We start from the raw sequence: 21281 nt of genomic DNA on the forward strand, positions 1-21281 counted from the left end.
GTATGCATACTCCGGTTCCATGTCCATCCGTCACGGCCTGCTCGCCCTGCTCGAACGCGGCCAGATGTACGGCTACCAGCTCCGGGCCGCCTTCGAGGAGTCGACCGGCTCCACCTGGCCGCTCAACATCGGGCAGGTCTACACGACCCTGTCCCGCTTGGAGCGGGACGGACTGGTGCGGTCGTTGCCGGAGAGCGAGGCCGGGCAGCGGCCGTACGAGATCACCGAAGCCGGGCGGGCGGACCTGACGCTGTGGTTCGCCACCCCGATCAGCCGCAACGACCGCCCCCGTGACGAACTGGCGATCAAGCTGGCGCTGGCGCTGACCACGCCGGGGGTGGACGTCCGCACGGTGGTGCAGACCCAGCGCACCGCGACGATGCGGACACTCCAGGAACTGACCCGGCTGAAGTACTCCAGCGACCGGCCCGAGGACCTGCCGTGGCGGCTGGTGCTGGACGCGATGGTCTTCCAGGCCGAGGCGGAGGTGCGCTGGCTCGACCATTGCGAGACCAGCCTGGTACGGCACCGCCCCCCGGCCCCCGGCCCGACGCCACTGCCCGAGGCAGCGGGCCGCAGTGGTGAGGAGGCCTGGCGGTGAACGCGGACGACCGCCCCGCGGCGGCCACCCGCGACACCGCCGCGACACCCGACCCCAAGACGCCCGACGGCGCCGGGGCCGCCCGGGAGGCGGTGCTGGAGCTGCGGGAGGTGCACCGGACCCACGGCAGCGGCCCGGCCGCGGTGCACGCGCTGCGCGGGGTGAGCCTGGTCGTCCGTCCCGGCGAACTGGTCGCCGTGATGGGTCCCTCCGGCTCCGGCAAGTCCACCCTGCTGACGCTGGCCGGTGGGCTGGACAGCCCGACCACCGGTGAGGTCCGCGTCGAAGGGCAGCCGCTGCACGCCCTGGACCGCCGTGGCCTGGCCCGGCTCCGCCGCCGCCGGATCGGCTACATCTTCCAGCACCTCAACCTCATCGGCAGCCTGACCGCCGCCGAGAACGTCTCGCTCCCCCTCGAACTCGACGGCGCGGGCGTCCGGCGGGCCCGCCGGCTGGCGCTCGACGCGCTGACCGAGGTGGGTCTCGCCGAACTCGGCGACCGGTTCCCCGACCAGCTCTCCGGCGGCCAGCAGCAGCGTGTCGCGATCGCCCGGGCACTGGTCGGCGAGCGACGTCTGGTGCTGGCCGACGAGCCGACCGGGGCGCTGGACTCGCAGACCGGTGAGGCCGTCCTGCGGCTGCTACGTCGCCGGGTCGACGCCGGGGCGGCCGGCGTGCTGGTCACCCACGAGGCGCGCCACGCCGCCTGGGCGGATCGGGTGGTGTTCCTGCGTGACGGCGTGGAGGTCGACTCGACCGCCCCGCTGGTCGGCATCGACGCGCTGCTCTCCGGCAGCGCCCGGTGACCATCCGCCCCCAGTCGCAGCCGGTGCACGAACCTCCACCCGAACGGCCCCGCCGGACCCGGCTGGCCGAGGCGGTCGGCTCGTGGCGGGCCGCGTTGCGGATCGCCCGCCGCGAGGCGATGCGGGCCCGTGGTCGTACCGCCCTGGTGCTGGCGATGATCGTCCTGCCCGTGCTGGCGCTCTCCTTCATCGCGGTCAGCGCGGACATGGCCAACCTCACCTCCGCCGAAGAGATGGACCGGCGGCTCGGCGATGCCGACGCGGAGCTGCGCATGATCAGCCAGGGGCCGGTCACCCAGGACGCCGACGGCAGCGGTTGGACCGGGTCGGACGATCGGGTCCCCGAGGCGGTCACGGTGGACGCCATCGCCCGCCTGCTGCCGACGGACAGCCGGATCCTTCCGGTACGCCGTTGGGTGCCGCTGCACGTGCGGGACGGCAGCCGGGTCCGCGACGACGTGCTCGCCACCGCGGCCGACCTCACCGATCCGCTCGCCGCCGGCCTCGTGCGGATCCACCAGGGGCGGGTACCGGCCACGGCCGACGAGATCGCGGTGAATCGCGCCGCCCGACGCACTCTCGGTGCCGGGATCGGGGACGTCCTGACCGCCGGGGACGGTACGCAGAACTGGACCGTCGTCGGTGTGATCGAAATGCCGGAGGCGCTCGAACCGAAGATGTTCCTGCACCCCGACGGGGTGCCGTCGGGGCCGCGCAGCCACGACACCGTGTTCCTGGTCGACCTGCCCGGTCCGGTCACCAAGGACCTGTTCCGTCACCTCAACCGCAACGGGGTGGTGGTCGGCGCCCGCACCTCCGCGCCGCCGACGGCGCTGGACGTGGCCGGTCCGTTCTCGGGCAGCCTCGGTCCGGAGGCGATCGGCACCGGGTTGCTGGCCGGCGGACTCGGTCTGCTGGAGGTGGTGCTGCTGGTCGGCCCGGCCTTCGCGGTGGGGGTCCGACGTCGGAGGCGGGAACTGGCGCTGGTCGCGGTGGCCGGCGGCGACGCGGCCCAGCTACGCCGGGTGGTGCTCGCCGACGGCGTGCTGCTGGGGTGCGTCGGTGCCGCCGCCGGGTTGGCGCTCGGCGTGCTCTCCGCGTTCGCCGCCCGACCGCTGGTCGAGGAGTTCGTCTTCCAGCACCGCTTCGCCGGGTATCGCGTCTGGCCGGCGGCACTGGGCGTGATCGCACTGGTCGCGGTGCTCGCCGGGGTGCTGGCCGCGCTCGCACCGGCCTGGACCGCGGCCCGGCAGGACGTGGTCGCCGGGCTCGCCGGCCGGCGCGGCGCAACCACCCACCGGCGGCGCTGGCTGACCCTGGGTGTGCTGCTGGCCGTCGGCGGGGCGGTGGTGGCCGGGTTCGGCGCGGCGATGGTCAGCCCGGTGGTCATCCTCGGCGGACTGGTGCTGGGCGAACTCGGGCTGGTCTTCGCCACGCCGACGCTGGTCGGGCTGCTGGCCCGACTCGGCAGGTTCCTCCCGCTGGCGCCCCGGATCGCGGTGCGCGACGCCAGCCGCAACCGCTCCTCGGCCGCGCCGGCCATCTCCGCGGTGATGGCGTCGGTCGCCGCCAGTGTCGCCCTCGGCGCCTTCCTGGCCAGTGACGACATCCGCACCGACCAGCAGTACCGTCCGCTGCTGCCGGACCGGACGGTCCTGGTCACCGCCGACGATCCGGAGGGCGCCGGACCACCGGACGAGGCCGCGATCACCGGCACGGCCCGGGAACACCTCGGTGCCGGGGCGATCGCCCCGCTGGCCACGGCCGGTTGCCGAACGACCTTCGAGGCCTGCCTGGTGAGCGCGGTGCCGCCGCCCGCGCAGATCTGCCCGTGGCGCCCCTATCCCCCGATCACCGAGGCCGACCAGCAGCGGGCCCGTGCCGACCAGCGCTGCCAGGGGCCGGCCGAGGACCACCTCGACGGCTACCTCCAGGTGGCGGTCGACGACGGGGCGGCGCTGCCGATGCTCACCGGTGCCACACCGGCCGAGGTCGCCGCTGCCACGGCCGTCCTGCGCGCCGGTGGCGCGGTGGTGACCGACCCGCGTTACCTCGGCGACGGCCGGTTGCACCTCCAGGTCGAGCACGGTGAACCGACGAGGACGAAGGAGGCGATCGTGCCCGGGTACGCGGTGCGGAGCGACCTGCGCCCGCCCTGGCTGGTGCTCTCGCCCGCCGCGGCCGACCGCCTCGACCTCGCCGTCCGGCAGACCGGATGGGCGATCGAGGCCGACGAGCCGCCGGGGCAGCGGCAACGGGACCGGTTTGTCGAAGCGGTGGAGTCCATCGGCCCGGTCGGCACGCAGTTCGAGGTCGGGAAGGGCTTCGGCGGCGCCGAGCCGCTGCTGCTCCTGCTGGCCGGGGTCTCCGCGGTGGTGACCGTGGGGGCCGCCGGGATCGCCACCGGACTCGCCGCCGCCGAGGGGCGGGCCGATCTGTCCACCCTCGCGTCGGTCGGTGCCGGCCCCGGCGTCCGCAAGTTGTTGTCGCTCTGCCAGGCCGGGGTGATCGCGGTGCTCGGTTCGCTGCTGGGCATCGTCGCCGGGCTCTGCTCCGCGCTGATCATCCTGACCTTCACGAATCGACGGTTGACCGAAGGATGGCCGGTGGAGCCGCCGTACCCGCTGGTGATGCCCTGGCTCACCCTCGGCGTACTGGTGGTGGTGCCGCTGGTGGCGATGGCCGGGGCGGCGCTGTTGACCCGGTCCCGGCTGCCGGTCGAACGTCGACTGGACTGAACCGGCCCAGCCCGGCTGAACGGCCGGTGTCGTACCGATGCCGGTGGATGCAGAATGTCCGGATGTCCGTACTGCGAGGCGTGACCCGCCGGATCGGCCACCATCCCTGGTTCGGTGCCACCGCCCGGCTGCTGGTGCCGCTGGACCGGGCCGTCGGTCGGCTGACCCGGGGCAGGGTGGTCGCGCTCGGGCTGGTGCCCTCCCTGGTCATCACGACCACCGGCCGCCGCTCCGGCAAGCCGCGCAGCAACCCGCTGCTCTTCGTGCCTGACGGCGACGGGTACGTGGTGGTCGGCTCCAACTGGGGCCAGACCCAGCAGCCCGCCTGGTCGCTGAACCTGCTCGCCGACCCGCGCGCCGAGGTGGACGTCGCGGGACGCCGCATCGCGGTACACGGCGAGCCGGCCACCGGCGCCGAACGCGAACGGCTGTGGCGGTTGCTGGTCGACGCCTGGCCCGCGTACGAGGCGTACGTGCGGCGGGCCGGCAACCGGGAGATCCGGATCTTCCGGCTGGTGCCGGTGGCGTCCGGCACGCCCGACGGCACGGACGAACCCGCCGAGAAGCAGAGGAACGACGACAGCGCCGCCGCCCACGGGTTGGAAGACGGCGGGTCGCAGCCACCCGCCGGAGACGTCCGCATGGTGGTGCTCCCGCGGGGCGGCAGGGGTGTCGGTCACGGCAGCGTCAGGATCTCGTACCCGTCCTCGGTCACCAGTACCGTGTGCTCGAACTGGGCGGTCCACTTGCGGTCCTTGGTGACCACCGTCCAGCCGTCCTCCCACATGTCGTACTGGTGGGTACCGAGAGTGATCATGGGCTCGATGGTGAACGTCATGCCCGGCTCCATCACGTCGGTGGGCCGTGGGCTGTCGTAGTGCGGCACGTACAGGCCGCTGTGGAAGGCCTCCCCGATGCCGTGGCCGGTGAAGTCGCGGACCACGCCGTAGCCGAACCGCTTCGCGTACGACTCGATGACCCGGCCGATCACGTTGATCTGCCGGCCGGGCGCGACGGCCTTGATGCCTCGCGTCATCGCCTCGTGGGTCCGCTCGACCAGCAGCCGGGCCCCCTCGTCGACCTCGCCGACGCAGAAGGTGGCGTCGGTGTCGCCGTGCACCCCACCGATGTACGCGGTCACGTCGACGTTGATGATGTCGCCGTCGACCAGCACGGTGGAGTCGGGGATGCCGTGGCAGATCACCTCGTTGAGGCTGGTGCAGCAGGACTTGGGGAAGCCCCGGTAGCCCAGCGTCGACGGGTACGCGCCGTGGTCGATCAGGAACTCGTGCACCACCCGGTCGATCTCGTCGGTGGTCACACCGGGCTTGCAGTGCTCACCGGCGAGCTGGGTGGCCTGAGCGGCGAGCCGCCCGGCGACACGCATCTTCTCGATCGTCTCCGGTGTCTGCACGTGCGACCCCTGCCACGGTCGAGGGGACTTCTTGCCGACGTACTCGGGCCGGACGATATGGGCGGGCACCGGCCGCCACGGGGAGAGCGTGCCTGGGGTCAACGGCGCACGGACGGTCATGCGGCAAGCCTATCGCCGCGCCCCGGGCGGCCCCCAGCACCGTCGGTGGCCCACGGTTGTTGCCCTACCTCAAGCGCTGTGTCAAGGTGTCAGCGTGGATCAAGGGGGAACACCGGCCGTCTTCTCCGCCAGCGCGGAGATCGACGGTGATCACCTCCGCGTGGTGGTCGTCGGCGAGGTGGACATGGCGACCGCGGACACCATGCTGCAGACCGCGCTGCGCGAACCGGCCACCCGGCTGACCCTCGACCTGCGCGCGGTGACCTTCTTCGACTCGGCGGCGATCCACGCGGTGGTGCGGCTCGCCGGTCACTATCCGGACACCCTGGCGGTGCTGCCGTCCCGGCAGGTCAGCCGCGTCCTGCACATCGCGGGACTGGGCGAGCAGCGCTGGATGCGGCCCGTCTGACCCGCTGCGCCCACCGGCTCAGGCGCCCAACTCCCGACGCAGGGTCACCTGTGTGCCCTCCGGATCACGGGTGACCGACAGCTCCCCGAGTGCCCGGATCAGCGACAGTCCCCGTCCCCGGAAGCCCGACCCGGTCGACTCCCGCCAGCGTCCGCTGTCGCGGACGGTCGCGGTAACCGTCCGGCCCTCCACGGTCACCTCGATGCCGATCGTCGGCTCCACCGGGTCGACCGGGTGCTCGATCGCGTTCGCCGCCGCCTCGGAGACCGCCACCGTGAGGTCGAACAGGTCGGTCTCGTTCACGCCGTGCGCGACCAGGAAGTCCTCCAGCCGCTTGCGCAGCACGCTGAGCCGGGTCGGGTCGGCGGGCAGCCGCAGCGCGAACCGGTCGAGTTCGGCGGCCTCCAGCGCGAGCACCGCCACGTCGTCCCGGCGGGGCCGGTCGACGACCCGCTGGACCACCGCGTCGACCACGTCCACCACGTGCTCACCCGGCCGGGCCGCGTCGGCGCGGAGCTGGGCCAACGCCTCGTCGATGTCGACGAGCCGGTCCTCGATCAGACCGTCGGTGTAGAGCAGCAGCCGGTCGCCGGCACACAGTTCGCCGAGCACCGTCTCGTACTCCACGCCCGGGATCGCGCCGACGGGTGGCCCGAGCGCCCGGTCGTGCAGGAACGCCACGTCGCCTCCTCGGATCAGCAGCGGGGACGGATGTCCAGCGTTGGCGTACCGCAGCCGCCCGCTACGAGGGCTGAACCACAGGCAGAACACCGTGGCAAACGACCGGGACTCGGTCGACCCCACCAGCCGGTTGAGCCGGGTCAACGACTCACCCGGATCGAAACCCTCCAGCACGTACGCCCGCAGCGCGTTGCGCAGCTGGCCCATGGCCGCCGCGGCCGGCACCCCCTTGCCGACCACGTCCCCGATGACCAGGACCATCTCGTCGTCCTCGCAGGTCACCACGTCGTACCAGTCGCCACCGACCTCGACGTCGTCGCTGCCGGGCAGGTACCGACTGGCCACCACGGCACCGGGCAACTGGGGCAGGGTGCGCGGCAGCAGGCTGTGTTGCAGGGTGGTGGCGATGCGGTGCTCCACCTCGAAGAGCTGGGCGTTCTCCAGGCGTACACCGACCAACCGGGCGAGTTGGGTCAAGGCGGCCTCGTCCGTGCCGGCCGGTTCGGCGACCGCACGCCACACCCGCAGTTCGCCGAGGCGCTTGCCGCCCACGCCGGTCAGCGGCAGGACGAAGGCAGGGTCGATGGCGCTGGTGCCGCCGCCGTCGGCTTCGAACCGTGCCTCACCGGCGGTGACGGACACCCGGACGGCCTCGGCGAGACTCAGCGCGTGCCGTGCCGCGACCTGGAGCACGTCGTTCGTGGAGCGGGCGGTGTTCACCGCGACCGCCGCGTCCGCGAGCGCCGCCAACCGGCGGATGAGCTGGCCGCGCAGTTGACCCAGTTCGACGTTGGCCCGCACCCGGGCGACCAGCTCCTGCCCGGAGAACGGCTTGGTCAGATAGTCGTCGGCGCCCACCGCGAGGCCGGCCACCTCCTCGGCCGAGCCGGCGCGTGCGGAGAGCAGCACGATCGGCACATACCGGGTGCGCGGGTCCGCGCGCAGCGCGGCGACCAGGCCGAAGCCGTCCAGCCGCGGCATCATCACGTCGGTCAGCACCAGGTCGAATTCGTTGTCGACGGCCAGACGCAGGGCGTCCACACCGTCGGTGGCGGTGAACACCTCCCAGGTCGGCGAGAGCAGCCGAGCGACGTGTTCGCGCAGGTCCGGGTTGTCGTCGACGACCAGGATGCAGCCCGCCGACCCCGGGTGGCGCATCTCACCCGCCCCGGACCGGCCGTCGCTCCACCGCTCGGTCTCGGCGACGAAGAGGGCGCTCTGCCGGGGCTCGCGGTCGGCGCCGGTCCCGGCCACCCGGTCGGCCTCAAGGTGCCCGGAGCCGAACGGGACGGTGACGACGAAGCGGCTGCCCTCGTCGACCCGGCTGGTCACGCTGACCTGGCCGCCGTGCATCTCGACCAGTTCCCGGACCAGCGCCAGGCCGATTCCGGTGCCCTCATGGCTGCGTGAAGGTCCCCCCGGCACCCGGTGGAACCGCTCGAAGACGTGCGGCAGCTCGTCGGCGACGATGCCCACGCCGGTGTCGACGACCTCCAGGCGGGCCATCCCGTCGACCGCTCGGACCTCGATCCGGATCTCCCCGTCGAGGGTGAACTTCACCGCGTTGGAGATGAGGTTGAGAACGACCTTCTCCCACATCTCCTGATCGACGTAGACCGGTTCGGGCAGCGGCGGGCAGTCCACCGTCAGCCGCAACCCGGCGCGCTCGGCGGCAGAACGGAACGTACTGGCCAGCCGGGCGGTGTAGTCGGCCAGGTCGATCGGCTCGTAGTGCGCGGCCAGCCGACCCGACTCCAGCCGGGAGAAGTCGAGCACCGTGTTGACCAGCTTGAGCAGCCGCAGCGCGTTGCGGTGCATCATCGTCAGCCGCTGGGTGTACGCCTCCGGCAGGCCGGGATCGGCGAGCAGGTCCTCCAGCGGGCCGAGCACCAGGGTCAGCGGGGTGCGGAACTCGTGGCTGACGTTGGCGAAGAATTTGGTCTTCGCCAGGTCCAGGGCGGCCAGCTCGGCGGCACGGGCCTGCTCCTGCTCGTACGCGCGCTGCTTGCCGACGGCCCGGGAGACCTGCGCGGCGACCAGTTCGAAGAAGGTGCGGTAGTCGTCGGTGAGCGGCAGCCGGCGGGTCACCCCCAGCACCAGCACTCCCGCCTGTTCCGCGGTGGCGGTGACCGGGAGCACCAGCGCTTCGTCGGCGGCGTCGGTCGGCACCTGATCGAGCAGCCCGGCGGCGGGCACCGTGCCACCGCTGGCGGCCGCCAGCTCGGCCAGTCCAGCGGGCGGTTCCCCGGCGCCGCTCGCGGGGCAGCTCGCCCCGGCCAGGCGCAGGGCGCCGTCGGGGTCAGTCAGATAGAGCAGCCCGAACGGTACGTCCTGCCGGTGCCGGTCGAGCACGGCGGCGGCCACCCGGCCGAGCTCCGCGCTGCTGCCCACGTCGGCCAGCTCGGAGCCGAGTTCGGCGAGCGCGCGCAGCCGGCGTTCGTTGAGCACCCGGCCGGTGGTCTCGCTGCAGAGGCAGAGGACTCCGCTGATCGAGCCGTCGATGTCGCGGATCGGGTCGTACGAGACGTCGAAGTAGACGTCCTCCACGAAGCCGTACCGGTCGAGCAGGAAGTGGTGGTCCCGCGCCTGGTACGCCTCGCCGGTGCGCAGGACGTCGGCGAGCAGCGGCCCGAGCACGTCCCAGGTCTCGGCCCAGTGCCTGCGGGCCGGCTGCCCGAGGACCGCGGGATGCTTGTCCCCGATGGTCGGCCGGTAGGCGTCGTTGTAGAAGGCCCGCTGGTCCTCGCCCCAGAAGAGGGCGATCTGCGCCTTGGACGCGAGCATCGTGCTGACCGCGTTGCCGAGCGCGGTGGGCCAGTGCTCCGGAGCGCCGAGGGGGCTGGTCGACCAGTCGTGGTCGCGCAGCACCGCGCCCATCTCGCCGCCGCCCGCGAACGCTGCCGCGAGCAGTGGCGGAAGCTCACCGCGCGCCGCCGACGGATCGCCCCCGTCCACGCCCCCCTGGGCCGAGTTCATGCATCCTCCCCGGCCTGTTCGCGACGTGCCCTGATCATCGCTGCCGTGACCGGACTTCTACCCCGACGAACGAGGAACGTAACGCATCTGTCGACCTCGGCGCGGATTAGCTCCACGACGCTTGTCGATCAACCGATACGATCCGCCCACTCGATCACCGTAAGTGTCGGCAAGATTACAGCGGGGTGACGTAGGCGCCGGTGATCCCACCGTCGACCACGAACTGCGCGGCGGTCATGAACGAGGCGTCGTCACTGGCCATGTGCGGGATGACGTACTTGCAGCACAGGTAGACGCTGGTCGTGTTGACCCGCGGCACCCGCTCCCAGGCGTCGACGTCCACGCAGACCACCCGGGCCCCCTCGGCGGCGAACCGCCGCACGGTGGCCAACCCGATCCCGCTGGCCGCGCCGGTCACCACGGCCACCCGGTCCTGCAACCGCTGCATCGCTCACTCCTCCGTGCCGATGAAGACGTTCTTGACGTCGGTGAACGCGTGAGGGCGTCCGGGCCCAGCTCGCGGCCGAGGCCGGAGCGTTTCATCCCGCCGAACGGCGTCCAGTACCGCACCGAGGAGTGCGAGTTGAGGCTCAGGTTGCCCGACTCCACCGCCCGCGCCACCCGCAGCGCCCGGCCCACGTCGCGGGTCCAGATCGAGCCGGACAGGCCGTACTCGGTGTCGTTGGCCAGCCGGATCGCGTCCGCCTCGTCGTCGAACGGAAGGACCGGGACGACCGGGCCGAAGACCTCCTCGTGCCAGTGCCGGTCGGCGGGCGAGTCGGCGAGCAGCACCGTCGGCGGGTACCAGTAGCCGGGGCCGTCCTGGGCGGCACAGCCGGCCATGATCCGGGTGCCGACCTCGGTGGAGCCGGTGAAGCAGATCTTGCGTACCGCCGGGTGGCTACGGAACCGGTCAGAGGCGCTCGAAACCACGGGCGAGTTCCCAGTCGGTGACGGCCGCGTCGAAGGCGGCCAGTTCGACCCGGGCCATGTTGGTGTAGTGGGCGACCACGTCGTCGCCGAAGGCCGCGCGGGCGACGGCGGAGGACTCCCAGAGCGTGAGGGCGTCCCGGAGAGTCCCGGGTACGCGTTCGGCCGCCCCGTCGTCGTACGCGTTGCCGGTGCACTCCTCACCCAGCTCCAACTCCCCCTCGATGCCGTGCACCGCGCCCACCACCAGTGCCGCGATCGCCAGGTACGGGTTGACGTCCGCGCCCGGCACCCGGTTCTCCACCCGCGTCCCCTGACCGTGGCCCACCACCCGCAACGCGCAGGTGCGGTTGTCGGTACCCCAGCGCAACGCGGTCGGGGCGAAGGAATCCGGCTGGTAGCGCTTGTACGAGTTGATGTTCGGCGCGAAGAGGAGGCTGAACTCGCGCATCGTGGCGAGCAGCCCGGCCAGCACCCGCTGCCCGGTGACGCTCAGATGTCCCGGCCCGTCGCCCAGCATCGCCGACCCGCCCGAGGCGTCCCGCAGCGAGAAGTGGATGTGGCAGGAGGTGCCCTCCCGGGCGTTCGGCTTGGCCATGAACGTGATCGACATGTCCTCCTGGGCGGCGATCTCCTTCGCCCCGTTCTTGTAGATCACGTGGTGGTCGGCGCACCGCACCGCCTCGTCGTAGCGGAAGGCGATCTCGTGCTGGCCCTGGTTGCACTCGCCCTTGGCGCTCTCCGGGGTGAGCCCCGCGCCGGCCATCTCGTTGCAAATTGCGACGCAGCAACGGCTCCACCCGGGCCGTGCCGAGCAGCGAGTAGTCCACGTTGTACTGGTTGGCCGGGGTCAGCTCGCGGTAGCCGCGCTGCCACGCCTGCTCGTACGAGTCGCGGAACAGCACGAACTCCAACGTTTGCCCTGTAGCCGGCCCTGCATGTCGACCAGGGCCAGGACCACGGTGTCGATCTCGCCCTCGACGACGGCGACCCGCAGTTGCTCCAGCGTGAGCGGCGCGTTCCTCATCGGCGAGCCTCCATCACCAAGGTCTACCCGCCGAGCCGATCACCGTCAACGGGCCGCTCCGCTCGTACCCCGTTCCGCTCCCCCGGCAAACCGGTCCGGCGCTCGTACCGCTGCGGACGGACGACGCGCCGCGCACCGCCCGCACCGGGTCTAATCGCGTTGCCGGTCGGGCCGTGCCTGGCGCATCCTTAAACCTGTGACCAGGCCCGATCGCGACGGGCCGACCACGGGCCCTCGGAACGGCCCGGCAGCCGCGGCGGCGCGGGACAACGTCACCTCTCTCTCGGGCACGGCGCTGCGCCCTGCCCTGGCTCCGTCCCGCGCCGCCCGGCGACCACCGCGCCCAGGCCCGGCACCACCAGTGGGCCCGGCACCACCACCGGGCGCCGCACGGCTCAGGTCATCACCAGACCGGTCACCCAGAGCATTCCGATCACCATGCCGGAGAGGAACTCGATCAGCATCGACAGACCGGCCGCGCCGACCGCCTGCTTCGTCGCCGGCCAGGCCAGCCGGGTGTCGCCCAACCGCAGCCGCTCCATCGCGAAGATCCCGCCGACGAAGCCGATCACCAGCCCGACGACCGGGATCACGAAGAACCCGATCAGCCCGAGCACCGCACCGGCGAGCAGCGAGGTGGTGGGCACCCCGGCCCGTTTGAGGTTGCGGCCCGGCCAGGCGTACTTGACCACGGTGCCGCCGAGCGCGACCAGGGTGGCCGCGCCGAGCACCAGCCACCGGCCGGCACCGGCCCCGCCGAACAGCGTCCACACCAGCACTCCGCCCCAACACAGCGGCAGCGCCGGCAGGCCGGGCACCACCACCCCGGCCAGCCCGGCGAGGATCGCCAGGGCGGCGACCACCGACACCACGCCGCTGGTGTCCGTCAGATCCACGTCGACTCCCCATCAGATCGTCTCGGCCGGGTCACGCCGCCTGAGATCGTGCCCCAGCACCGCCACCGGGCCACCGCGCCGGGCCGCGACACCGCGAGCAGGGCGGGTCCGCTCATGACGGATCGCCGCGCAGCCGGGCGACGATCGTCTCCGCCGGGCCCGGCGGGCCGAACAGCCGGCCCTGGGCGGAGTCGCAGCGCAGCGACCGCAGCCGCTCGGCCTGCGCCTCGGTCTCCACCGCCTCGGCGGTCACCCAGAGCTCCAGCGCGTGGGCCAACCGGACCAGCGCGTCCACGATCCGCACGTCACGGTGGTCGGCGGCGGACGGTTGGTCGCCCCGCAGGCCCTCCACGAACGGCCCGGCCAGCTTCAGGCAGGTGATCGGCAACCGGCGCAGGTACGCCAGGTTCGAGTACCCGGTGCCGAAGTCGTCCACCGCCAGCCGTACGCCGAGCGCGGCGAGCCGGTACAGCGTCCGCAGCGGCTCGCCTGCGGAACCCATCACCGCGCTCTCGGTCAACTCCAGTTGCAGCAGTTCGGCGGGGAGCCCGCTGTCGGCCAGCGCGTCGGCCACGGTGTCCACGATCGCTGGGGCGTCGGCCTGGCGGGCGGCCAGGTTGACGCTGACCACCAGCCGGGCCTCCGGGAAGTCGGCGTGCCACCGCTGGGCGTCCCGGCAGGACTGCCGCAGCACCCACTCGCCGAGCCGCACGATCAGCCCGGTCTCCTCGGCCAGCCCGATGAACCGGTCCGGCCCGACCAGGCCCCGCTCCGGATGCTGCCAGCGGACCAGCGCCTCGACGGCCAGCATCCGGCCGTCCAGCAGGGACACGATCGGCTGGTAGTGCAGCACGAACTCGCCCCGGTCCAGCGCCGTGGGCAGTTCGGCGGCCAGCGCGGACCGGGCGATGTCCCGGGCGCTGCGCTCCGGGTCGTACACCGCCCACCGGCCCCGACCCTCCGCCTTGGCCCAGTAGAGCGTGGTGTCGGCGGCCTTCATCAACTCGGTGGCGCTGGTGCCGGCCAGATCCGAGTCGACGATGCCGATGCTCGCCGACACGGCGAGCTGCTGGTCACCGATGTGCACCGGGGCGGCGACGGCGGCCAGCACCGTCTCGGCCACCGCGGTCACGTCCTCGATCCGGGCGATGCCGTCGACCAGGATGACGAACTCGTCGCCGCCCATCCGGGCGACCAGGTAGCCGCGATCGGCCACGGAGTCGGCCAGCCGCCGGGCGATCAGCACGAGCAGCCGGTCACCGAGGTCGTGACCCAGGCTGTCGTTGATCGCCTTGAACCCGTCCAGGTCGAGGAAGCAGACGCCGACCCGGCCGGGTGGGTGCGTACGGTTCACCAGCCGGCCGAGCGACTCGAAGAACAGCGTCCGGTTGGGCAGGCCGGTGAGCGGGTCGTGCAGCGCCTGGAACCGCAGCCGCTGCTGGAGTGCGTACCGCTCGGTGATGTCCTCGACCACGGCGACGGTGAACCGGGGCCGGCCGTCGTCGTGGCGGATCAGCGACACCGCCAGGTCCGTCCAGACGGCGGTGCCGTCCTTGCGGTGGTAGCGCTTCTCGACCCGGACCGCCTCGTGCTTGCCCTCGATCAGTTCCTGGTACAGCTCGAACATCCCGGCGGCGTCGTCGGCGTGGAACAGCGATGCCACGTTCTTCTGTCGCAGTTCCTCGATGGTGTAGCCGAGCATGTCGGCGAAGCTCTGGTTGACGTCGATGATCGTCCCGTCGATCCCGGCGATGCCGATGCCGATGGCCGCCCCGCTGAAGACCGCACGGAACCGCGCCTCGCTGTCGCGCAGCGCCCGCTCCACGGTGTCCCGGGCCTGCCACGCCGAGCGCGCGATCCGCTCCTGCTGGGCGAAGGTGCGGTCGCGCAACGCACCGGCGAAGCCGGTCGCCAGGCCCGCCTGCGCCGCCGAGACCCGCTCGACGAGGCCGGGCAGGCCCGCCCGGACGTCCAGCACCTCGGTGGGGAAGCGGACCGCGAGGGTACGCACCGCCCAGCCGACCACCCCCGGCTCGATCAGGTGGGCCGCCACCAGGGCCCGCCCGACCTCCTCGGCGGCCGGGGTCACCGGTTCGCCGTGCAGCAGCACCCGAGCCAGCCGCAGGGTGTGCCCGAGCAGCAGCCGCTCGGTCTCGGCCGGGCTCAACGGCACGAACCCGAGCGCGCGTACGGCGCGGGTCCAGTCGGCCGCGTACCGCTGGGCACCGGTCTGGTCGACGGCGTACCCGCCGGAGTCGCCGACGGCGGACATCATGGGAGTCCGTCGGGGGTCTGCACTGGCACCTCGGCTCGTCGCGTGATGCCGACCACTCTAGGCCGGTCGGTCACGCCGAGGGACATCCACGAACACCTTTCCCGGTCGGCCGCGCGCCGCTCCCGCCGACGTGGCCGGTCAGGCCGCCGCCAGCAGCAGCGACATGCCCTGACCGACGCCGACGCACATGGTGGCGAGGGCTCGCCGTCCGCCCCGGCGGCGCAACTCCAGCGCGGCGGTGAGCGCCAATCGGGCGCCGCTGGCGCCCAGCGGATGGCCCAGCGCGATGGCGCCGCCGTTCGGGTTGACGTGCTCGGCGTCCTCCGGCAGGCCCAGCTCGCGCAGCACCGCCACGGCCTGCGCGGCGAACGCCTCGTTCAGCTCGATCACATCGACGTCGGTCAGCGCCAAACCACACCGGTCGAGCAGCCGCCGGGTCGCCGGGACCGGGCCGATGCCCATGATCCGGGGCGCCACGCCGGCCGCCGCCGCACCGGCGACCCGGGCCAGCGGAGTGAGGCCGTACGCGGTGACGGCCGCCTCCGAGGCGACCAGCAGCGCCACCGCGCCATCGTTGACACCGGACGAGTTGCCCGCGGTCACCGTGCCGCCGTCGCGGAACGGTGTGGGCAGTGCGGCCAGCTTCTCCAGCGAGGTCTGCCGGGGGTGCTCGTCGACCTCCACCAGCCGCGTCTCGCGCCGCCCGGCGGGCACGGTCACCGGCACGATCTCCTCGGCCAGTCGACCGGCGGCCTGGGCCTTGGCGGCCCGCGCCTGCGACCGGTACGCGAACCCGTCCTGCGCGGACCGGTCCACGCCGTACTCCTCGGCCACGTTCTCGGCGGTCTCCGGCATCGAGTCGACGCCCCAGCCCCGCTGCATCAGCGGGTTGACCAGTCGCCAGCCGATGGTGGTGTCGTGGACCTCGGCGGCCCGGGAGTAGGCGGTGGTCGCCTTCGGCATCACGAACGGGGCCCGGCTCATGCTCTCCACGCCGCCCGCGACGACCAGGTCCGCCTCACCAGCGGCCACCGCGCGGGCGGCGGTGGCCAGCGCGTCGAGACCGGAGCCGCAGAGCCGGTTGATCGTGCTGCCGGGCACCTGCTCGGGCAGCCCGCCGAGCAGCGCGGCCATCCGGGCGACGTTGCGGTTGTCCTCGCCCGCCTGGTTCGCGCAGCCGAGGACCACGTCGTCGGTACGCGCCCAGTCCACCGTCGGGTGGCGGGCCACCAGTTCGCGGATCACGTGGGCGGCCAGGTCGTCGGGGCGTACGCCGGCCAGGGCTCCGGCGTAGCGGCCGATCGGGGTACGGACACCGGCCACCAGGTAGGCCACGGTCATCGCGAGTCCTTCGGGGGTGGGAAGGGCGGGCACGGCCGCCCGGTCGGGTCCCGCCGGACGGCCGGCGGCCAGGATATCCCCGGCGGGTGCCGATAGGTTGTTCGGCATGGCCCGACCTCACGCGATCCACCACCAGATCGGCCCGACCGGGGTCGTGCCGTACGGGCGTGGCTGAACCGTCCACGGCGTACCGCCGGGTACCGGGGTGGGCCGGGGTCGCGGCGGCAGGCGCCGCGCTGGGCGTACTCACCGGGACGGCCCTGGTGGTCCTCGCCGTGGTCGCCGGTCCGGGACCGGGCCTGACCGGGTACGTCAGCGAGGCCGGTGTGGCCGAGAGCGAGTACGCGTGGCCGTACCGAATCGGGGTGTTCTCCCTGGCCACGGCGTTGTTTCTGCTCGCGCTGGCCCTTCGTGCCGAGTCCCGGTCGCCGGGCCTGACGCGGGTGGAGCAGCCGGGCGTGGCGACGGTGCAGCGGCTCGCGGGCCACCGGGGCGTGGCGCTGCTGCGGCAGGTCGCGTCGCTGGGCGGCGCGGTGGTGCTGCTCGTCGTGGGGGGTCTGACCACGCTGCTCTCCGGGGCGGTGACCTGCAGCGCCGGCTGCCCGTTGCCGCCGTTCGAGCCGGCCACCGTGGCCGACCTGGTGCACGGTGGTGCGAGCGTCGCGGCCACCGCGGCGGTGGTGTTCGCGATGATCGCCGTCGCCCTCGCCCCGCAGGTCGACCAGCGGCTGCGCCGGCCGGCCACGATCGCGGCGATGGTGGCGCTGCCGCTCGCGGTGTCCGTGGCCGCCGCCATGCTGTTCGTCGGGCGGGGCTCGCTGGTCGGAGTGTTGGAACGGCTGGTGCTGGCGGTGATCGTCGTCTGGGGCCTGACCACCGCCCTCACCCTGGCGTCCGCCCGACGGCCCGAGCGGAGCTGACCGGGCGGAAGTGCCCGATCCCACAGCCCGGCCCCGCGACCGGCGGCCGGGGGGAGGATGGCGCTATGAGTTCGTTGTTCACGCCCCTGGCGCTGCGCACCGTGACCCTGCCCAACCGGATCGCGATGGCGCCGATGTGCCAGTACAGTGCCGGCCGCCGCCCGGATCCGCCGCGAGGCAGGAGTACCCACCGGCGCGGTCGGCCTGATCGTCGACCCCGCGCAGGCCGAGGCGATCCTCGCCGACGGTGCGGCCGACCTGGTGCTGCTCGGCCGGGAGCTGCTGCGCGACCCGTACTGGCCGCGCCGGGCCGCCACCGAGCTGGGCACCGACGCGGACTGGCCGCCCCAGTACCGCCGGGCGGTCTGACCCGGCGTCCCCGCCCAGCCTGATCCCCGCTGGCCCGGAACAGCCGGCCCGGCGCGGCCGTGCCGGGTCAGCCGGCCAGGTGGCCCCAGCGCGGCGCCAGCTCGCGCCACGTCCCCTGCGCCCGGACCGCGCCGTCGACGAGCACCACCACGTGGTCGGCCCGCACCAGCGCGGCCCGTTTGGAGGTGGAGCCGATCACGGTCACCCCGCGTTCGCGCAGCGCCTGCCAGAGGGCCAGTTCGGTGGTGACGTCCAGCGCGGACGACACGTCGTCGGCGACCAGCAGTTCGGTACGCGGCGCCAGCGCCCGCGCCAACGCCAGGCGCTGCAACTGCCCACCGGAGAGCCGGGTGCCCTTGTGCCCGATGAGCAGCCCGAGGCCACCTCCGGTGACGGCCAGATCGTGTTCGAGCTGTGCGGTCGCCAGCGCGTGCGTCGGGTCCACCGGGTGGCCAAGGGTGATGTTGTCGGCGACCGTGCCGGAGAGCACCCGGGGTAGCTGGCCGACGTAGCCGACCTGGTTCGGGCGCAGGAACAGCTCCGGCTCGGTCACCGGTTCCCCGTTCCACGTCATCGACCCGGTGTGCGGGGCGATTCCGGCCAGTGCCCGCAGCAGCGAGGACTTGCCCGAGCTGACCGGGCCCACGATCAACACCAGTTGCCCGCGTTCCACGGTCAGGTCGACATCGCGTACGGCGGTCAGACCATCGGTGTGCCGTACCCCGAAACCGGCCAGTTCCAGCCGCCGCAGCGGCGTACGCGCAGTCACCGGCGGTGCGGACGCGGTGCCGGTTGCCAGGTCCATGCCGGGCACCCGCTCCGAGTACGCCTCGATCCCGGTCATGTCCACCGTCCGCCGGGTCCACACCCGAGCCGACGGTATCTGGGAGATCAGCGATGCGGTGGTCCAGGCGAACCAGCGCGCCGCAGCCAGTGTGGACACCGCCACCAACGCCGCGCCGGTGGCGAGCGCACCGGTCAGGAACAGCGCCCAGACCCCGATCGGGAGCAGCCCACTGAGGATCGAGGGCGCCGAGCGGGCCCAGACCTGGACGGCGATCTCCCGGCGTTGCCGTTCGCTGCGGACCTCGTCGAGATCGGCGAGGTGGGTCAGCACCGGTCGGGTCGCCCCGGCGAGCTTCACCGTGCGTGCCGCCGAGAGCGTGGACACCAGCGCGGTGGCGAACGCCGCGCGGGCGGTGACGGTGTCCCGCGCCGTACGTTCCAGGTGGGTGCCGAGCGCCATGGCCGTCAGCCCGGACAGCAGCATCGTGCCGAGGAAGAACAGCCCCGGCACCACACTGCCGGTGACCAGGGTCATCGTGACCAGCAGGATCAGCGCGACGACCTGGTCCAGCCCGTTGTCGGCGAGTTGCACCACCCGCTCGGTGTCGCCGCCCTGGGCCACCACCTCGGCCGGGGTGTGCCGGCTGACCCGGCGCGGGCCGGTCTGGCCGTACACCAGGCGGGCGCTGATCCGCAGCATCTGCCGTACCCACCAGACCGGGATCCACAGGTGGGACCAGTAGTGCGCGGGAACGGCGAGGAGCAGCCCGGCCACGATGCCCAGCGCGGGCAGCCACGGATCACCGGTGCCGTCGACCACGTCGGCCCAGAGCCAGGCCAGCACCGGCCCGTCCAGGCCGAGAACGGCCAGCACGGCGAAGAGCCCGGCCGCCACCGCACCGTAGCGGGGGTCGTTGAGACAGAGCCGGAAGATCTCCCGCAGGGTCCGGCCCCGGGACGCGGGCCGCGCGTCACCGACCGCATCCGCGCCGCCGGTGCCTCCCGTCGGGACCGTGGTGACCGTGCCGACCGTGGGGACCTTTCGCCCGTCGGTCGGCGCGACCGGCTCGGGCCCGACGACGGGTGCGGGATCCACCACGGTCGTCGGCCCGGACGCCCGGTCGAACGGAAGCCGGGTGGGATCGGCGCCGGCGAGCACGTCTGGGAGTACGGCGGATCCGGGTACGCCTCCGACCCGGGTCGCGCCGCCCGCACCGACCAGAGCCGGTTCGTCACCCGACCGGTCGGCGACCGATGCGACCAGCAGGCCGCTCCCGGCGTCGGCGGCGAACCCACCGGCGGCGTACCCACCGGCTTCGCTGTCGGCGAGGAGTTCGGCGAAGCGGCGCGACCGGGCCAACGGGGCGGCCTCGACCACCGCGCCGTCGGCCAGCACCACCACCTCGTCACACTGGCGCACCGAAGAGAGCCGGTGCGCGATGACGATGCCGATCCGGCCTCGCAGGAGCCGCTCGGTGGCCTGCTGCACCCGTGCCTCGGTGACCGGGTCGAGCCGCGCGGTGGCCTCGTCGAGGATCACCACGTGCGGGTCGCGGACCAGTACGCGGGCGAACGCGACGAGCTGTTCCTGCCCGGCCGAGAGCACGTGCCCGCCCTCACCGAGGCGGGTGTCCATCCCGGCGGGCAACTCGGCGACCCAACCGGTCAGGCCCAGCTCGTCCAGCGCCCGCGTGGCGGCGTCGCGCAGCTCGGAGTCGAACAGTGTCACGTTCTCGGCGAGTGTGCCGGCGAGGATCTCGGTCCGCTGCGGCACCACGGCGATCCACCGACGCAGCAGCTCGATGTCCAGATCGCGCACGTCCCGCCCGCCGAGAAACACCGTGCCCGATGGCACGTCGACCGCCCGGGTGAGCACCTTGGCCAGCGTCGACTTGCCCGACCCGGTCCGCCCCACCAGGGCGTACGAGCGGCCCCGGACAAAGGTCAGGTCGACCTCCCGCAACGCGGGGGGCCGGTCGGCCCCGGCAGCCGGGTAGTGGAAGGTCAGCTCCCGGACGACCAGGTCACCGTCGAGCGGGGTGGCGCCACCGGCGGGCTCCTGTGGGGCGTCCTGGAGCAGTCGCACCCGCCCCCAGGCGCCGAAGGCGTACTGCACCTCGGGCACCATCCGGCTGATGTGCTCCACTGTCATCCCGAGCGAGAGCGCGAGCAGCCAGATCGCGGTGAGCCGGGCGGCGTCGACCCGGCCGGTGGTCAGCGCCCAGACCCCACCGAGCACGACCAGCGCGACACCGACCCGGGTCACTCCGGCCGCCACCAGGTTCACCTGGGCGGAGAGCCGCCACACCCGCCAGCCGCGGCGCAGCACCTCGGCGGCCCGTCCGGCGTACAGCCGCAGCACGTACGGCCGGGCCAGGCTGGTGCGGACGTCGTCCTGGCCGTGAACGGACTCCTCCATCACCGCTGCCAGATCCGACCATGCCTCCTCCTCGTGCATCCGGGCCGGGCCGATCCGGTTGGCGGGCCTGCGGAGGGTGACCGCGAGCAGGAGGCAGATCAGCAGCATGCCGAGTCCCGCCGGCCACCACACGGTGATGGCGACCACGGTGGCGAGCAGCCCCCCGACCAGAGACTGCGTCAGGTTCACCCCCGGACCACGGACTCCGGAGGACACGTCGTACACGTCGCCGTCGATCCGGTCGAGCATCTCGCCGACCGGCGTGGTCTCCAGGGCGGGTACCGGCTGCCCCATCGCCACCCGGCACAGCCGACGTCGCAGGTCGGCGGCCCAGTCCGCGGTGACCCGCGCCATCACCAGGCTGACCACCAGATCGGTGACGACCACGACGACCAGTGCCGCCGACAGCACCACGAAGAAGCCGACCGACCGGTTCACCAGCACCGGCCCGGCGAGGGCGGCGGCTGCCGCCTGACCGGCGCCACCGAGCACGATCAGGACGACCACCAGGGTCACCCGACGGGGAGAGGTGGCCCACAGATCACGGAGCAGGCGCATGGATCGGTTCTCCCC

General features: G+C 73.1%; 14 protein-coding genes and 4 pseudogenes. 7 read left to right on the plus strand and 11 right to left on the minus strand.

Going from position 1 to position 21281, the window contains the following annotated elements:
* Positions 1-19 precede the first annotated feature (19 nt).
* The 4 genes and pseudogenes from ID554_RS04740 to ID554_RS04755 all read left to right on the plus strand — a co-directional run.
* Positions 20-601, plus strand: a complete 582-nt coding sequence (locus ID554_RS04740) for a PadR family transcriptional regulator (RefSeq protein ID WP_117226681.1) — start codon at positions 20-22, stop codon at positions 599-601.
* A gap of 92 nt (positions 602-693) precedes the next feature.
* Positions 694-1407 (plus strand): ABC transporter ATP-binding protein, encoded by a 714-nt coding sequence (locus ID554_RS04745; protein WP_117226808.1) that lies wholly within the window; start codon positions 694-696, stop codon positions 1405-1407.
* Positions 1404-4145, plus strand: coding sequence for an FtsX-like permease family protein (locus ID554_RS04750; RefSeq protein ID WP_223884435.1), 2742 nt, complete (start codon positions 1404-1406; stop codon positions 4143-4145). Before ID554_RS04745 ends, ID554_RS04750 begins: the two co-directional genes overlap by 4 nt.
* 62 nt (positions 4146-4207) lie before the next feature.
* Positions 4208-4672: pseudogene (locus ID554_RS04755) on the plus strand (nitroreductase/quinone reductase family protein); the annotation flags it as partial.
* A 30-nt stretch (positions 4673-4702) separates the two neighbouring features.
* Here the strand turns inward: ID554_RS04755 and ID554_RS33355 are convergent.
* A pseudogene (locus ID554_RS33355) lies at positions 4703-4825 on the minus strand (VIT1/CCC1 transporter family protein); the annotation flags it as partial.
* Positions 4822-5679, minus strand: a complete 858-nt coding sequence (gene map / locus ID554_RS04760; RefSeq protein WP_117226682.1) for a type I methionyl aminopeptidase — start codon at positions 5677-5679, stop codon at positions 4822-4824. The gene map and the pseudogene ID554_RS33355, both read right to left, overlap by 4 nt.
* Positions 5680-5773: 94 nt before the next feature.
* Here map and ID554_RS04765 point away from each other — a divergent pair, with 94 nt between their 5' ends.
* Positions 5774-6088, plus strand: coding sequence for an STAS domain-containing protein (locus ID554_RS04765; RefSeq protein ID WP_223884436.1), 315 nt, complete (start codon positions 5774-5776; stop codon positions 6086-6088).
* An 18-nt stretch (positions 6089-6106) separates the two neighbouring features.
* Here ID554_RS04765 and ID554_RS04770 read toward each other — a convergent pair whose 3' ends face one another.
* The 8 genes and pseudogenes from ID554_RS04770 to pcaF all read right to left on the minus strand — a co-directional run bounded on the left by ID554_RS04770 (position 6107) and on the right by pcaF (position 16214).
* A complete protein-coding gene (locus ID554_RS04770) occupies positions 6107-9745 on the minus strand; it encodes a SpoIIE family protein phosphatase (RefSeq protein ID WP_117226683.1) in 3639 nt (1212 codons plus the stop codon).
* 175 nt (positions 9746-9920) lie between these two features.
* On the minus strand, positions 9921-10193 hold the full coding sequence (locus tag ID554_RS04775; protein ID WP_117226684.1) for an SDR family NAD(P)-dependent oxidoreductase: 273 nt from the start codon (positions 10191-10193) through the stop codon (positions 9921-9923).
* A gap of 3 nt (positions 10194-10196) precedes the next feature.
* Positions 10197-10672: pseudogene (locus tag ID554_RS04780) on the minus strand (aldehyde dehydrogenase family protein); the annotation flags it as partial.
* Positions 10659-11598 (minus strand): annotated as a pseudogene (locus tag ID554_RS04785) (glutamine synthetase family protein); the annotation flags it as partial. The pseudogenes ID554_RS04785 and ID554_RS04780, both read right to left, overlap by 14 nt.
* A complete protein-coding gene (locus tag ID554_RS04790; RefSeq protein ID WP_191088716.1) occupies positions 11526-11702 on the minus strand; it encodes a hypothetical protein in 177 nt (58 codons plus the stop codon). The pseudogene ID554_RS04785 and the gene ID554_RS04790, both read right to left, overlap by 73 nt.
* A gap of 395 nt (positions 11703-12097) precedes the next feature.
* Entirely contained in the window at positions 12098-12598 is a 501-nt protein-coding gene (locus ID554_RS04795) for a DUF456 domain-containing protein (protein ID WP_117226685.1), read from the minus strand.
* A 112-nt stretch (positions 12599-12710) separates the two neighbouring features.
* Complete coding sequence (locus ID554_RS04800; RefSeq protein WP_117226686.1) at positions 12711-14870, minus strand: putative bifunctional diguanylate cyclase/phosphodiesterase; 2160 nt, start codon at positions 14868-14870, stop codon at positions 12711-12713.
* Between the two features lie 141 nt (positions 14871-15011).
* Positions 15012-16214: a 3-oxoadipyl-CoA thiolase gene (gene pcaF / locus ID554_RS04805; protein WP_117226811.1), complete on the minus strand. Its 1203-nt coding sequence runs from the start codon at positions 16212-16214 to the stop codon at positions 15012-15014.
* Positions 16215-16381: 167 nt separating this feature from the next.
* Here pcaF and ID554_RS04810 point away from each other — a divergent pair, with 167 nt between their 5' ends.
* Positions 16382-17134: a DUF998 domain-containing protein gene (locus tag ID554_RS04810; protein WP_117226687.1), complete on the plus strand. Its 753-nt coding sequence runs from the start codon at positions 16382-16384 to the stop codon at positions 17132-17134.
* Between the two features lie 147 nt (positions 17135-17281).
* Positions 17282-17503 carry an oxidoreductase gene (locus ID554_RS04815; RefSeq protein WP_223884437.1) on the plus strand — a complete coding sequence of 74 codons (222 nt, stop codon included), beginning with the start codon at positions 17282-17284 and terminating at the stop codon, positions 17501-17503.
* 67 nt (positions 17504-17570) lie between these two features.
* Here the strand turns inward: ID554_RS04815 and ID554_RS04820 are convergent, their stop codons facing one another.
* Positions 17571-21266, minus strand: a complete 3696-nt coding sequence (locus ID554_RS04820; RefSeq protein WP_117226688.1) for an ATP-binding cassette domain-containing protein — start codon at positions 21264-21266, stop codon at positions 17571-17573.
* Positions 21267-21281 lie beyond the last annotated feature (15 nt).

This window comes from Micromonospora craniellae, from assembly GCF_014764405.1.
GTDB classification, from domain to species: Bacteria; Actinomycetota; Actinomycetes; order Mycobacteriales; family Micromonosporaceae; genus Micromonospora; species Micromonospora craniellae.

Excerpts from the sequence above, each read along its gene's own strand:
- ID554_RS04740 (WP_117226681.1), top strand. The coding sequence starts at position 20 with ATGTCCATCCGTCACGGCCTGCTCGCCCTGCTCGAACGCGGCCAGATG.
- map (WP_117226682.1), bottom strand. The coding sequence starts at position 5,679 with ATGACCGTCCGTGCGCCGTTGACCCCAGGCACGCTCTCCCCGTGGCGG.
- ID554_RS04770 (WP_117226683.1), bottom strand. The coding sequence starts at position 9,745 with ATGAACTCGGCCCAGGGGGGCGTGGACGGGGGCGATCCGTCGGCGGCG.
- ID554_RS04775 (WP_117226684.1), bottom strand. The coding sequence starts at position 10,193 with ATGCAGCGGTTGCAGGACCGGGTGGCCGTGGTGACCGGCGCGGCCAGC.
- ID554_RS04790 (WP_191088716.1), bottom strand. The coding sequence starts at position 11,702 with ATGAGGAACGCGCCGCTCACGCTGGAGCAACTGCGGGTCGCCGTCGTC.
- ID554_RS04800 (WP_117226686.1), bottom strand. The coding sequence starts at position 14,870 with ATGTCCGCCGTCGGCGACTCCGGCGGGTACGCCGTCGACCAGACCGGT.
- pcaF (WP_117226811.1), bottom strand. The coding sequence starts at position 16,214 with ATGACCGTGGCCTACCTGGTGGCCGGTGTCCGTACCCCGATCGGCCGC.
- ID554_RS04820 (WP_117226688.1), bottom strand. The coding sequence starts at position 21,266 with ATGCGCCTGCTCCGTGATCTGTGGGCCACCTCTCCCCGTCGGGTGACC.